General features: G+C 44.8%; 12 protein-coding genes and 1 tRNA gene. 8 read left to right on the forward strand and 5 right to left on the reverse strand.

The window, feature by feature from the left end:
- Nucleotides 1–56 precede the first annotated feature (56 nt).
- Nucleotides 57–132: transfer RNA gene (locus VIM91_RS02875), tRNA-Asn, on the reverse strand.
- 267 nt (nt 133–399) lie between these two features.
- Here VIM91_RS02875 and VIM91_RS02880 point away from each other — a divergent pair.
- From VIM91_RS02880 to VIM91_RS02890, 3 genes are read left to right on the forward strand one after another with little or no spacing between them, the layout of a single operon-like run.
- Nucleotides 400–2547: a DctP family TRAP transporter solute-binding subunit gene (locus VIM91_RS02880; protein ID WP_331863318.1), complete on the forward strand. Its 2148-nt coding sequence runs from the start codon at nt 400–402 to the stop codon at nt 2545–2547.
- A 3-nt stretch (nt 2548–2550) separates the two neighbouring features.
- Complete coding sequence (locus VIM91_RS02885) at nt 2551–4839, forward strand: putative bifunctional diguanylate cyclase/phosphodiesterase (protein ID WP_331863319.1); 2289 nt, start codon at nt 2551–2553, stop codon at nt 4837–4839.
- Nucleotides 4840–4879: 40 nt separating this feature from the next.
- A complete protein-coding gene (locus VIM91_RS02890; RefSeq protein ID WP_331863320.1) occupies nt 4880–5926 on the forward strand; it encodes an NADP(H)-dependent aldo-keto reductase in 1047 nt (348 codons plus the stop codon).
- A gap of 39 nt (nt 5927–5965) precedes the next feature.
- Here the strand turns inward: VIM91_RS02890 and VIM91_RS02895 are convergent, their stop codons facing one another.
- Nucleotides 5966–6577, reverse strand: a complete 612-nt coding sequence (locus VIM91_RS02895) for a translesion error-prone DNA polymerase V autoproteolytic subunit (RefSeq protein ID WP_331863321.1) — start codon at nt 6575–6577, stop codon at nt 5966–5968.
- Nucleotides 6578–6696: 119 nt separating this feature from the next.
- The gene (locus VIM91_RS02900) at nt 6697–8031 is read right to left on the reverse strand and encodes a Y-family DNA polymerase (protein WP_331863322.1); all 1335 of its coding nucleotides are present in this window, start codon (nt 8029–8031) and stop codon (nt 6697–6699) included.
- Between the two features lie 121 nt (nt 8032–8152).
- On the opposite strand from VIM91_RS02900, the gene VIM91_RS02905 reads away from it, so the two are divergent.
- Nucleotides 8153–8680: a lipocalin family protein gene (locus tag VIM91_RS02905; protein WP_331863323.1), complete on the forward strand. Its 528-nt coding sequence runs from the start codon at nt 8153–8155 to the stop codon at nt 8678–8680.
- A gap of 105 nt (nt 8681–8785) precedes the next feature.
- Here VIM91_RS02905 and VIM91_RS02910 read toward each other — a convergent pair whose 3' ends face one another.
- Nucleotides 8786–9058: an HU family DNA-binding protein gene (locus tag VIM91_RS02910; RefSeq protein ID WP_331863324.1), complete on the reverse strand. Its 273-nt coding sequence runs from the start codon at nt 9056–9058 to the stop codon at nt 8786–8788.
- A gap of 274 nt (nt 9059–9332) precedes the next feature.
- Between VIM91_RS02910 and VIM91_RS02915 the strand changes: the two genes are divergently transcribed.
- Nucleotides 9333–9800 (forward strand): YaiI/YqxD family protein, encoded by a 468-nt coding sequence (locus VIM91_RS02915; RefSeq protein ID WP_331863325.1) that lies wholly within the window; start codon nt 9333–9335, stop codon nt 9798–9800.
- A gap of 51 nt (nt 9801–9851) precedes the next feature.
- On the forward strand, nt 9852–10499 hold the full coding sequence (locus tag VIM91_RS02920; protein ID WP_331863326.1) for a hypothetical protein: 648 nt from the start codon (nt 9852–9854) through the stop codon (nt 10497–10499).
- Between the two features lie 8 nt (nt 10500–10507).
- Here VIM91_RS02920 and VIM91_RS02925 read toward each other — a convergent pair whose 3' ends face one another.
- On the reverse strand, nt 10508–10948 hold the full coding sequence (locus VIM91_RS02925; RefSeq protein ID WP_331863327.1) for a PAS domain-containing protein: 441 nt from the start codon (nt 10946–10948) through the stop codon (nt 10508–10510).
- A 148-nt stretch (nt 10949–11096) separates the two neighbouring features.
- On the opposite strand from VIM91_RS02925, the gene VIM91_RS02930 reads away from it, so the two are divergent.
- A complete protein-coding gene (locus VIM91_RS02930; RefSeq protein WP_331863328.1) occupies nt 11097–11864 on the forward strand; it encodes a SprT family zinc-dependent metalloprotease in 768 nt (255 codons plus the stop codon).
- Nucleotides 11865–11901: 37 nt separating this feature from the next.
- Nucleotides 11902–13612 (forward strand): hypothetical protein (locus VIM91_RS02935; RefSeq protein ID WP_331863329.1); only part of this gene is annotated, 1711 nt, incomplete at its 3' end.

Genomic DNA, 13612 nt, shown 5'->3' on the forward strand with positions numbered 1-13612 from the left:
TAAAAAAGCCAGACTTCAATTAACGCTAAGTTATTGAAAAATCTGGCTTTAGTATCTGGCTCCCGATGCTGGACTCGAACCAGCGACATACGGATTAACAGTCCGGTGTTCTACCAACTGAACTAATCGGGAATGGTAGACCAAGCAACGCTTGATGTGTGCGTATTATAGAGGGTTGATTTTGGTTTGCAAGCGTTTTTGTAAAAAATTGTTAAGCCGTTAGGCCTTATTGAATAAGGCTTTTGCCCTGTTAATTCGCCAAGTCTTTGATTTTATATCAGCAAATGAGATAAGAGCGTTTTAGTGCCAATCTTTGTTAAGTTTAATATAGAGCTTTGGTGCAGTGTCTTTCTTGAATCTGCTATATTAATGTGAACTAACCTTGTTGCGGAATTACTCATGAAGACCTTCTCTCTGCTGTCAATCAGTGCGTTGGCTGCTTTTATTTTGTTATTAATTTTAATTTTGTCACAACTTGTCGCACCTACTCGTGAAAGCCAAACAGGTTTTCATCAACCTTCAAAACCACAAGTATACCAACTGAGATTTGGCCACAATACACCTGAAGATTCGGCTTTGCACTTAGCCGCAGTTAAGTTTGCTGAAGAGGTCGCTATAAAAACACAAGGTCGTGTTGAAGTTAAGGTCTATCCAGCCCAGGTGCTAGGTAATGATCATCAAATGGTTGAGATGGCGCGTAATGGTGAATTGGATATTTTATTAACCCCTACAGCTAAAATGAGTGTAGCGGTGCCATCGATGCAGTATGCCGATTTACCTTTTTTATTTCCGAGCCGAGAAGATGCTTATGCTTTGTTAGATGGCCAGCCTGGCCAACTTTTGTTGGAGGATTTAAAAAGCATTAATTTGGTAGGGGTGGCCTTTTGGGAAAATGGGTTTAAGCACTTTACGGCCAACCGTCCTTTGAACCGTCCAGAGGATTTTGTAGGCAAGCGGTTCCGGGTTATGAAGAGCCGTATCATTAGTCAACAATTTGATGCGTTGGGTTCAGAGGTGGTCCCGATTGATTTTCATACTACTCGACAAGCCTTAAAGGACGGGGTGGTGGATGGTCAAGAAAACCCATTAGTCGCAATTGTGAGCATGGGCTTTCATGAAGTTCAATCCCATCTTACGTTTAGTGAACATGCTTATTTAGGTTATGTTTTCTCAATCAGTCAAAAAACGCTAGAAAAGCTGCCTCAGGATTTAGGCCAAATATTAATTCAAACAGCAAACGCGATTACTCCTTGGGAGCGTGAGGAAACACAGCGTCGAGAGGATGCCTTGCTTAAAGAGATTATTGAGGCAGGAGTTGAGGTATATCGATTAAGTCCGCAAGAAAAGCAAGCCTTTGCTCAAAAAACTGATCACATTATTCGGCAATTTGAACCGGTAATTGGTGCCAACATTATTTCGAAAACTCAATTTTATTTACGTAATAAGTATGATTTGAAAGACCAGAATAAAATAGTTATTGGCTTAAGTGCTGATTTATCTACAGGTGGAAAAGCGGGTGGTTTGGCAATTAAGCGTGGTTTAGAAATGGCAATTGATCAATTGAACCGCTCAGGTGGCGTATTGGGTCGAGAGATTGTGTTATTGCCGATGGATCATCGTTCGATCGCCACGAAAGGAATCGAAAATGTCAAAATACTAGCCGAACGCAATGATGTAATGGCTATTTTTGGCGGCCTGCACAGCGCGGTGGTTCTAGAGGAGTTAAACAGCATTCAGGCTTTAAAAGTGCCTTATTTAAACCCTTGGGCCACGGTGGCTCAGGTAACCGAAAATGGCTATGAAGATAATTATGCCTTTCGGTTGTCTATAAATGACCGCTTCGCTTCGCAATTTTTAGTCGACTTTGTTTTGAAACGCCACCAAACTCCGGCTGTTGTGGTCGAAAACTCTGTTTGGGGCCGCAACAACCTGGCTTTAATACGAGAGCATTTGGATCGGTTAGGCTTGAAAGCTACGGTTGAAATCGTGTTTAATCGTGGACAGAAAGATTTTAGTGTGGAATTAGAAAAGCTCGCGCTGACCGGCACAGATTCGGTGATATTGGTAGCGAACTCGGTAGAGGCGACAACCTTAACTAAAGCTTTGGTGGATTCCCAAGCTGATTTGGCACTCGTGTCGCATTGGGGTGTGGTTGGCGGATCATTTTTTGAGGATATTGAGCCGTTTCAAAAGCATCTGGATTTAAGTGTTTTGCAAACATTTTCATTTGATAATCCGCGTCCTGAAATACAAAGGTTTTATCGACAATACCAACAAAATTATCAGCCTTCTGGCGAGGTTTATGCCGCCAATGGTATTGCGCAAGCTTACGATTTAATGCATTTGTTAGCACTTGCGATTGAGCAGGCGGGACAGCCGAATCGCACATTGGTTAAACAAGCACTAGAAAACTTACCACCTTATCAGGGCTTAATAAAAACTTATGCACCAGCTTTTAGTGTAACGAATCACGATGCACTTAACGAAAAGGATGTGTATATGGCGAAGTTAACCCCGAACGGTCAATTAGTGAAAATTGAGCCTTAATAGATGATGACTGACACGCCCCACACTCCGGCACGTACACGACAGAAAAGTATTAAACGGCGCATAGTCGTGTTAATCAGTGCCTTAGTTATTTCCGCTATTCTGGTGATCACCTTGATGGCGACCGCCCAGACCTATCAGCAAATGAGGCAGCAAACCGAGCTTTATTTCACGAATCAGGCAATGAGCATTTACGATCGTATTGATCAACGTATCGGATATTTAAGTGAAAATACTCAATTACTAACGCAAAACGAGCTGATGGTTAATGCGTTAACCGATGCCGAAGGACGACAAAGATATTTGCCGCCACTGATCAATAATTTTATGAACGGTAAGGATGTTATCTCACTAAACTTGCTCGACTATGATGGTCAACCGATTTTTCAAACTCGAGAAGACTTGCCGAGTTATAACGATTCCAACCAGTTGCGTATGGCATTAGCGATGACGAAAGCCTCGGTATATATTGAAAATAACCGTTTGCTCGTTATCGCGCCGATCGAGTATTACCGTACGACGCAAGGCGCATTGGTGGTGGAGTTTGATTTAGCCGCCATAATTGAACGCAATTTATTGCCATCTGATTATAGTTACACCCGAATAAAACAATCGGATCGGCTATTGTTCTCGCAAGATCACGATGCCAATATGCGATACCGATATTTAAATTATGCTCAACCAGCGGTGCTTGACCAAATGAGTTTTATGCAACAGTTAGGCGTATCGGTGGAAATCGGAATTGAGGAGCGCTTCTTTTTCCAGGCGATTTTTCAAGCCATGTTAAAAGTGCTGTTGATCGGTTTGTTGTTATTAATTATCACGTTATATGCCGCTTATTGGATTGCGGATTCGATTGTGCAGCCGGTACTTGAATTATTAAACCGAGTAAAAGCCTCTTCCGCCAATAAAGAAGTATTGTGCAGCCCGTTAGGCACGCACGATGAGTTAGAAGATTTGGCACGTGCATTTGATGAGCGCACCTTAAATCTGCAACATCAAGCTGAACACGATGCCCTAACGCAACTGCCCAACAGAGTTTTATTTATCGACCGCTTGGATCAAGCGATTCAGTTAAGTAAACGTTTTAAGCACCAGCTTGCTGTGTTGTTTATTGATTTAGACCGCTTTAAAGAGGTGAATGATTCATTTGGCCACGATATGGGCGATGCGCTGATTTTAAGCGTGGCTCAGCGTATTCAGTCGAGTTTATCTAGTGCCGATTCGGTGGCGCGTTTTGGGGGCGATGAATTTGTTGTGTTGATTAATCAGGTGGATGACGAAACGCGTTTACTGCAAAGTGTGCAAGCGATTTTGGAGTTATTCAAACAGCCGTTTACTATTCGAGATCTCCAATTGTTTACTACGTGTAGTATTGGTATTGCGACTTATCCAGATAGTGGCAACGGTGTGTCTGGACTGTTAAAAAATGCCGATGCGGCCATGTATAAAGCCAAACAAAATGGCCGTAATACTTATGAGTTTTATAATCAAAGTATGACGCAAAAAGCCTATGAGCGGGTTAATCTGGAAAGAGAGTTGCGCAAAGCCATTCAGGAAAATGAATTTGAAGTCTATTACCAGCCACAGCTGGATATGTCAGAACATAAGGTGGTTGGGTTAGAGGCCTTAATTCGTTGGAATCATCCAAAAAAAGGTTTGGTGCCTCCAGATGTCTTTATTCCATTTGCGGAAGAAACTGGCTTGATTGTGGAAATGGATCGTTGGATGATGCAGACTGCGATGCTTCAAGTGAAACAATGGCTTGATGCCGGCTTGCAGCCGGGGGTTCTATCGCTTAATTTGTCGATGGTGCAACTCAATCATTTAGACTTTATGGATACCGTTCGCGAAAAAGTACAGCAAGCCAACTTTCCAACCAGCGCGTTAATGTTCGAGATAACCGAAACTCAAATTATGCGAAATCCAGATCAAGTCACGGTTACGCTTAAGCAGTTAAAGAATTTGGGCGTGTCGATTGCGATCGATGATTTTGGCACCGGACATTCTTCATTGGCTTATTTGAAACGCCTGCCGATTGATAAGCTTAAGATTGATCAATCGTTTGTTAAAGATATTCCGCTGGATAAGGAAAATGTCGAGTTGGTGAAAGCCATCATTAATATAGCCAAGAGCTTGAGTTTGAGTGTGATTGCCGAAGGCGTTGAAACGCAAGATCAGGCGGAGATGTTATTAAAAAATGGCTGTCTTCAAGCTCAGGGTTATTTATATGCTAAACCCATGAAAAAAACCGAGCTAGCCGCGTTTTTAAAATTACAAAAAAGCGTTTAGTTAGCGTGTTTACAAAAGCCTATTGATTAAAAGGAGTGTTATGCAGTATTCAACATTAGGTCAAACCAATATTAAAGTCAGTCGTATTTGTTTGGGTACCATGACTTGGGGTGAACAGAATACTCAGGCCGAAGCCTTTGAACAGATGGATTATGCATTAAGCCAAGACGTTAACTTTTGGGATGCCGCCGAGCTTTATTCGGTACCACCTAAAGCGGAGACTTATGGTTCGACTGAACGAATTATTGGTGCCTGGTTGGCAAAAAATAGGCGTCGAAATGAAATCGTATTGGCCTCTAAAATGGCCGGGCCGGGTGAATTTGTTGAGCACATTCGAGGTGGCCAAACGCGTTTTAATGCACAGATGATCCCTCAAGCCTTGGATGCGTCGTTACAACGTTTGCAAACCGATTATATAGACTTATATCAACTGCATTGGCCAGAGCGTTCGACTAACTTTTTCGGACAGTTAGGGTTTGAGTATCCATCGAATGAGCCGAATGATTTAACGCCGATGGCGGAAACCTTGCAAGCCTTAAGCAAGCAGGTTGAAGCCGGTAAAATTCGTACCATAGGTTTGTCGAACGAAACGGCGTGGGGCACGATGAAGTTCTTGCAGCTGGCTAAAGAGCTGGGTTTAGAAAAAATGGTTAGTGTGCAGAACCCTTATAACCTACTCAACCGCAGTTACGAGGTAGGTTTGGCAGAAGTAGCCTATCAAGAAAAGGTGGGGTTGTTGGCTTATTCACCGTTGGCATTTGGCTGTTTAGCCGGTAAATATTTAAATAATGCACGCCCAGAGGGCGCACGCATTAGTCTGTTTCCACGTTTTGATCGTTACTTGAACGATCAGGCGCAGGCCGCAACACAAGCTTATGTTGAATTAGCGCAAAGTCATGGTTTAGACCCAGCGCAAATGGCGTTAAGTTATGTCAATAGTCGTCCATTTTTAACCGCGACCATTATTGGTGCGACTAATATGACGCAGCTCAAGGACAATATAGCTTCGATTGATTTGGATTTGAGTGCTGAAGTATTGGCTGAAATAGAAGCCATTCACCAGCGTTATACCTATCCAAGTCCTTAAATACCAACATAACCACACTTGTTGGCTTGACTGTGATGCTTAAAAAGAGTGCATCACAGTCGTCACCACGCCCCAAATGACTAGGTTGGATTCTTCTTTAACCAGAATCGGCGTGTAGTCGTCATTTTCTGGCACCAGCCAGGTGCCGGTTGATTTTACCGACAGACGTTTTACGGTGAGTTCAGAATCAATTGCCGCGATCACAATTTTGCCATCGACTGGATTGATACTCCGATCTACCACTAAAATATCACCATGGTGAATGCCGCTTTTTTTCATTGAATCACCCTGTACCTTAACCAAAAAGGTGGTTTCGGGGTTACGAATGTAATGCTCGTTTAAATCCAAGCGGGCTTCAATGTTGTCATCCGCAGGGGATGGAAACCCAGCTACCACCTTATGTGAAAACAGGGGTAAATCAACATGAGTCGATGTTTCGGGGCGTAAGGTTTGGGCATTGTGCGCTTTCGGTAAGGGTAATTCTGGTGCATCAGTCGGCGATTTTGCGCGAGCTTTTAGCCATTCTTTGATGACCGGCACTTGCGATTCCGGCAAACGTACCACCTTGGTCGGCTCGTTATAGAGTCCAGAACCTTTTTTGCGTCCAGCGCCAGGGCGTTTGCCACCGTGTGTTTTGGGCATATCTGACATAACTCAAGCCTTCTTGATTATTGATACAGATTCATATTGTACATTAAGTTCTTTAAATTCGTTACAGCCTCAAGCCGATTTTAATGTTTTTTACTTTGTTGAATTCACTGGGTTGACGCTTAACGCACGGTTAATAATTCATCCCAACGTGTGGTATAACGTGGCGAACAATAGTCGCGCCGCATGCGCCAATCTTGTCGGTTCACCAAACCTTCTGCAGCCAAATGCAGTTTACCGCGTCCCATCTTACGATTGACCTCATCCAACACCTGCATAAGCGTATCCGACTTGGCATTGGCCGAATACTTTGGATTGGGCGCAAAAACATCGAGTTGCAATGCGCCTTTCGGGCTAATTTCTGACAAGGTAATGCCGGCTTTCTGGTATACCAGGCCTGGTTGCCAGATGCGTTTTAATGCGCGTTTGGCCATCTGGACTAACAGTGAGGTATTATCGCTTGAGTACACCAAGCCAAGGGTTTGATGACGTGTATAAGCGGGCGGATTAAACGGGTCAGTGCGAATATAGACATTCAGGGTTTGGCAGACAGAATTCTGGCTACGTAGCTTTTCGGCGGCGCGTGCGGTATAACTGGCGACGGCTTGTTCCATCTCTTGATAATGGCGGATTGGGCGGCCAAAAGAGCGCGAAGATAAGATTTGTTGTTTCGCTGGCGCCACTTGTTCTAGTTGAAGGCAAGCGATGCCGTTTAACTCCATAATAATGCGCTCAATAATGCTCGAACGACGTTTCAATAAGTTTGGGTTGGCGAGCTTAAGGTCTAATGCACTCTGTATACCACTGGCTTCGAGCTGGGTTGCCAGTTGCTTGCCAATACCCCATATCTCACGCACCGATAGGTTTTTTAGCAATAGGTTAAGGCTGACCTCGGATAAGGCGCTTAAGTCTAACACGCCATCGTAACCCTCCAGCTTTTTGGCTAAATGATTGGCGAGTTTGGCGAGGGTTTTAGACGGTGCGATACCAATCGCGATAGGCAGTCCCAGACCTTGTTTAACGCGTTGTTTAATTTGTTGGCCGTAATGGGTTAAATTCCAGTGGGCCATGCCAGATAAGTCCAAAAAGGATTCGTCAATGGAATAGATTTCTTGTGCCGAACCAAACTCAGCCACTAAACGATGCATACGGGTGCTCATATCGGCGTAGAGCTCATAGTTTGAGCTGAATACGACGGTATTATGGCGTGCTAAAAAGCCTTTTAATTTAAAGTAGGGTTGGAACATCATGCTGGTCGGCTTAGCGGCGCGATAACCGCCTTGACCATAATTCACATGTTGTTGATTGGCTAAGTCTTTGGCAATTTTATTGGCGGCTACAATGCAGCCGTCGTTATTCGACAAGACCACCACTGGATGGTTTTCGAGCCCGGGTTGAAACGCGATTTCACAAGAGGCATAAAAACTGTTGGCATCCACTAGGGCGAATAAGGGCATAATATACAGACTCGAAGCAGGTTAAGATGGCGCTGTGGTAACAAAGCAAATCTATCATAATTGATTTGTTACATTATTCAAGTGGCTTGAGTGGTAATTTAATTATTTAGTGAGGCTGAGAATGAATAAATTTGGTTTTATGGGTTGGTTGTGTGCCAGCCTTCTGTGGTTAAGTGGCTGCACCAGTGTACCGGATAAAGTCGAACCAGTAACCGGATTTGAACTGGATAAATATCTTGGCGAATGGCATGAAATTGCGCGTTTGGATCATTCGTTTGAGCGTGGTTTAACTCAGGTGAGCGCAGAGTATTCTATGCGAGAAGATGGCGGTGTGAAAGTGGTAAACCGAGGTTTTGATACCGAAAAGCAAACCTGGAAAGAAGCGATTGGTAAAGCCTACTTTGTAGATTCAGAACAGGTTGGGCGTTTAAAAGTTTCATTCTTTGGCCCATTTTATGGCGGCTACAACATTGCTAAGTTAGATGCCGATTACAAAATGGCTTTAGTGATCGGGCCGAACTTGGATTATGCTTGGTTATTGGCACGTGATTCTCAGCCTCAAGCTGCCCAGTGCGAAGCTTATCTAGCCGAGGCTGATAGAATAGGCGTGAAGCGGGATGATTGGATTTGGTTAACGGATTGCGATTAATTTAGACATAAAAAAACCGGCTAAGCCGGTTTTTTTATCCCCTTCGCGTTTTTAGGCGAAGGACTGCAATTTGTATTGCTTGCAGAAAAGCATCAGGACGATTTATTAATTAACCGCGTCTTTTAAACCTTTACCTGGTGTGAACTTAGCTTGCTTTCTTGCAGAAATCTGGATAGTGGCACCCGTTGATGGGTTGCGGCCGGTACGAGCCGGTACATCTTTAACACTGAACTTACCAAAACCGATTAAGCTGACTTCTTGACCTTTAACCATGAGATCGGTTACGCCTTGAGTCACAGCATTCACCGCTGCCGTGGCATCTTTTTTTGTCATACCAGTGTTTTGCACGATTTGTTCTACTAGGGCTTCTTTAGACATGCTGACTCTCCATTCGTTGGATAATTGTGTAAAAAAAAATGTATAGCAATTCTTGAGTCTCAAACTTTAGCAGAAAAAAAGCGTTTGAACAGTGAAAAATTCACCAAAACCCGCTATTTATAAGCTTTTCGGTTGATTTTGAGCATTTTTTAGGCAAATTAAGCTAAAAGTGCGTATTTATCCTCGCGTTTTAACCTAGTGACGGCCTAACAAAGGCGTTACAATTCGACTCAAATATGAAAATACCAAGAGCCATTAATGAATAGAGCGATCAATGAAAATTTGGGTTGATGCCGATGCATGCCCGGTGGTTATTAAAGAAATTTTATTTAAAGCCGCGTTAAGAACCCAAGTACAGACCACCTTAGTTGCTAACCACGCGATGCGGATTCCGCCTTCGCGTTTTGTGGATTTTTTGCAAGTAAGTCATGGTTTTGATGTGGCGGACAATGAAATAGTCAAGCGCTTAAAGCCAGGCGATTTAGTGGTGACAGCGGATATTCCATTGGCGGCGGAAGTCATTGAAGCACAAGGCCAAGCCCTAAACCCGCGTGGACAACTTTATACCACTGAGAATATTCGAGCGCGTTTGAATATGCGTGACTTTATGGAGTCTTTACGCTCCAGTGGCGTGCAAACGGGCGGTCCGGCCGCGATCAGTCAGGCGGATCGTCAAGCATTTGCTAACCAATTGGATCGAATTTTAGCAAAATATTTAAAGTCCCAAGCTAGCCAAGATTGAGCGCGCCGCCAATCAGTCAGAACAAATAACTATAAAAACAAGGAGTGATACATGCCTATAACTTCAACCCCACGCCGCCTGTTTCAAGTGCTGCGCTATTTTATGTTATTGCTATTTACCTTAGGTTTGATGGCTTGTGGGCCTTATCACCCAATGGGGATCAGTGATGAAGAATGGCAAACCTTAACCCCCGACCAGCGTATGCAAGCCCGTGAGCAACAAGCGGAAGTGGATAAAGCGCGCGCCGCTGAACGTGCCGAAAAAGCGCGTATTCGTGCCGAAAAGGAGGCGCGTGAGCAAGCAATCATTGCTGAGCGACGCGCCAATCCGCAATACGGTGAGCGGGTGCAATGCATCTTATCTGCTGGGCAAGCGAAGTTAAATCGCAAATGGCGCAATATAGAGCCGGTTGCGGTTGATTTAGTGATAGGTGAATCGCAGGCGATTGACGTTAGGCATTTGCGTGATGGGCGTACGCGTTATTCACGAACGGGTTATGCGAGTTTTGATGGTCAACGTGTTAACTTATGTTTGCACTCGAATTCGTCCCCGACTTCCAATTACTGCGCCAGCCTGTTGGCGACCACACGCCAGTTTGATCGAGGTGTGAGTCAAAACATTCAGTCAAAGGATTTTGTACGGGGCAATCTGCGCTGTGATTTGGTGTTGCCGGAATTAAAAAGACGCTATAACCGCTGAGATCGAGATTAGATTTCAATTGGGCGCGCCATGCAAATAACCTGGCGCGCGTTATTTGAACCGCTAAAAGGCGCATTTAACCACTCGCATAATAGCGTGTCACCCTGTTTGGTTCGATTGCGATTTTCAGAGCGCACAGTGGTTTGTTGCTGCATTACGCTATCTAAAATGCGTTGTAGATTAGCGTGATCCTCTGGTTCGGCGAGCTGTTCAATGATATTGTGTCCGAGCACTTCCTGCTCACGCCATTTAAATATTTGTTGGGCCTGATTGTTCCACTCCAAAATGCGAGCCTGTTCATCAATCACAATAATCGCAATGGGCGCGTGACGAAACAGAGTAGCAAGCTGAGTTTGATAACGTCGTAATTGACGCTGTTTGCGCCAAACCCAGAGCGTCAACACAAATATTAGAAGAAGCCCGATAAGGTGACCGAGGCTGAAAGACATAACATCACCTGCTTAAATTTTGGTGAATTAAATAACGGCGGAATTGTTAATCAGCATAACACTCAACGTTCTGAGCAATTTGCAAACACTTGGAATGTTGTAAGCGATTAACTAGGTTTAGTTGGCTCTGTTTTGCAGATCGGGTTTTATGGTATTCTTCGGCCAGTTAATGGAAATCTTTTATAAAAAAATTATGCCAAAATCCAGCCCTTTATCCGCGCCCACTTTAAGCATCGCCGGTCATGACTTAGCGATTAAACGTCATCCACGTCGTCGGCGTTTATCCTTGCGTGTGCGGGCAGGGCGCGTCGAACTTTTGGCGCCGAATAATGTAGCCTTATCCCAGCTTAAGCAATTTGCCACCAAGCACCAGGCCTGGTGGTTAGACGCATTACGCAGCCATCCGGTTGCGCAACCTATAATTAAACGCACGGTGGAAGAAGGTGCGTTTTGGCCGTTATTGGGTGAAGAGATTCAATTGAGGTTTCGAACTGGCCAACGCCACATTGAGTTGACGGATCAACAATTAATTTGTCAGCTGCCGCAACCAGACAAAACCCAAGCTCGCCATAAACATTTGCAGGCCTGGTGGCGCGAATATGCTTATCAACACCTAGCCGAACGCACTCGGTTTTTCGCGCAAGCCTTGGGCGAAGCGCCCAGCGAAATCCAAATTAAAACCTATCGCGCGCGTTGGGGTAGTTGCGATGCGCGGCGTCGAATTCAATATAATTGGAAGTTGATTTGTTTACCCAGTTGGGTGGTGGATTATGTGGTGGTACATGAATTGTGTCATCTTAAACAAATGAACCATTCGCCCGCTTTTTGGCAGCAGGTGAATCGGCTTTATCCTGACACGCCCAAAGCTAAAACGTGGTTAAAACAACATGGCCATCAATATATTCACCAGCTTTAAACTGCGCTAACCCGCTTAAATAGTCACAAGGATTTTTATGATTTTGCATCTCAGTGCCAATTCGCGTTTAAGTGCGCACCTAAAAGTGAGTTTTGCACGCCAAGCGGATGTGCCGGTAATTGCCACGCCTTTGGTGATGACTTGGCCGCAATGGTGGGCGCATTGGCAAGATCAAGCCTTATTAAGTGGTGAACTGAGTTGGCCTTATACCCGCGTGATTAGTGCATTTGAAGCGACACATCAATGGTCGTTATTGTTAGACAAACACTCGCCCACACCATTACTTAACTTGGCCGATACCGCCAAACAGCTTTACCAGGCCTGGTGCTTTTGGGTGGAATATGGCGCACGCCAAGAATCCGCTGAGTTGGAGATGGATAAAAGCCAAGAATGGCAGTTGTTTAGCGTTTGCCGCGACGATTACCAGGCCTGGTTGTCGGCACACAATTGGTTGGATGAACCTCTATTAATGCAACAACGTTTGGCTTGGTTTGAACAGGGACTAGGCGAATGTCCAAGTCAAATTAATTGGCATGGTTTTGACGAATTAACCCCGTTTATGCAGGCCTGGTGGTCGGCTTGCGAAGCACGTGGGGCGTTATCAAACTTGATTAATCAAGCCGCTGTCACCGCAGATGATCAAGTCACGGCGCAAGCCGATTTGTTTGCTACGCCAAGCCGTCAGCTCGCCATCTATAGCGCCGCCGACCCGCGTGATGAAGCCCAACAAGTCGCGGCTTTTTGTGTGCAACAACTTACTCAAGCGTTGCAACAATCCAAGCCGCTCGATCAAATTCGTATCGGGGTTGTGGCACCGAATTTAGAAGAGGTTAAAGCCCCGCTGAGTTTTTGGTTGGACGATCAATTGTTTCAACAGATTGAAACGCATCCAATTTTGGCCGAGCATTCGACTGATCGACTTTATAACTTTTCGTTAGGCACCGCGTTAAGCCGGTTGCTTTATATTCAATTTATTCAACAAACCCTAAACCTCGCGTTTAATCCACATAAATCGGTTGCGTTTGAAGAGTTTAGCCAATGGCTGATTTCGCCTTTTTGTGTGGGGGATATCAGCGAACGCCATGCGCTAGATCGTAATTTACGACGTTTGCAATGGGCTTGGATTAAATGGCCAGAGTTGGTTAATCAAAATGAGTCCGACAGCTTGCGTTGGCCAAAAAATCTACAGGCGTTTTTGCAGGCTTTAAGTGCACTTAAACTTAAGTCGAGTGGCAACTTAAGCCAGTTTGTTGATCAAGTTCAGGCTTGTTTGGACACCTTGGGCTCATTTCGCCAAACCAGTTTGAGTTCGGAGTTATTTCAACAACACGAAAAATTCACAGGTAGCCTTGCACAATTTGCCGGTCTGCAAGGTTTGCAAGGCCAACTCAGCATGTCGGAATGGTTAGGTTTGTGGCAGCGTTTTTGCAGTCAAACTTTGCATCAAGCTCAAAGTACTTGGGTTCAGCCCATTCAGGTGATGGGTATGTTGGAAGCCGGCGGCCAGGATTTTGATGCCTTATGGGTAATGGGATTGGATGATGAAGCTTGGCCACGCCCGGCTCAACCGAATGCTTTTCTACCTTTACGCTGGCAACGTCAAAACCAGTTGCCGCGATGTGATGCGGAGCGCGAGCTTGAATACGCACGGCGTTTAACCGCGCGTTTAAGCGACAGTGCCCAGCAGGTGGTCATGAGTTTTGCCAAACAAAAAGGCGAAGCGGTGTCGATGCCTAGCCCGTTGATTG

Origin of the sequence: Thiomicrospira sp. (genome assembly GCF_036568485.1) — a bacterium.
GTDB lineage: Bacteria > Pseudomonadota > Gammaproteobacteria > Thiomicrospirales > Thiomicrospiraceae > Thiomicrospira.

What these genes read in the sequence shown, in the direction of transcription:
- VIM91_RS02930 (WP_331863328.1), top strand. Translation starts at nt 11,097, where the DNA reads ATGGTATTCTTCGGCCAGTTAATGGAAATCTTTTATAAAAAAATTATG.
- VIM91_RS02895 (WP_331863321.1), bottom strand. Translation starts at nt 6,577, where the DNA reads ATGTCAGATATGCCCAAAACACACGGTGGCAAACGCCCTGGCGCTGGA.
- VIM91_RS02885 (WP_331863319.1), top strand. Translation starts at nt 2,551, where the DNA reads ATGATGACTGACACGCCCCACACTCCGGCACGTACACGACAGAAAAGT.
- VIM91_RS02920 (WP_331863326.1), top strand. Translation starts at nt 9,852, where the DNA reads ATGCCTATAACTTCAACCCCACGCCGCCTGTTTCAAGTGCTGCGCTAT.
- VIM91_RS02910 (WP_331863324.1), bottom strand. Translation starts at nt 9,058, where the DNA reads ATGTCTAAAGAAGCCCTAGTAGAACAAATCGTGCAAAACACTGGTATG.
- VIM91_RS02905 (WP_331863323.1), top strand. Translation starts at nt 8,153, where the DNA reads ATGAATAAATTTGGTTTTATGGGTTGGTTGTGTGCCAGCCTTCTGTGG.
- VIM91_RS02915 (WP_331863325.1), top strand. Translation starts at nt 9,333, where the DNA reads ATGAAAATTTGGGTTGATGCCGATGCATGCCCGGTGGTTATTAAAGAA.
- VIM91_RS02925 (WP_331863327.1), bottom strand. Translation starts at nt 10,948, where the DNA reads ATGTCTTTCAGCCTCGGTCACCTTATCGGGCTTCTTCTAATATTTGTG.
- VIM91_RS02880 (WP_331863318.1), top strand. Translation starts at nt 400, where the DNA reads ATGAAGACCTTCTCTCTGCTGTCAATCAGTGCGTTGGCTGCTTTTATT.
- VIM91_RS02890 (WP_331863320.1), top strand. Translation starts at nt 4,880, where the DNA reads ATGCAGTATTCAACATTAGGTCAAACCAATATTAAAGTCAGTCGTATT.
- VIM91_RS02900 (WP_331863322.1), bottom strand. Translation starts at nt 8,031, where the DNA reads ATGCCCTTATTCGCCCTAGTGGATGCCAACAGTTTTTATGCCTCTTGT.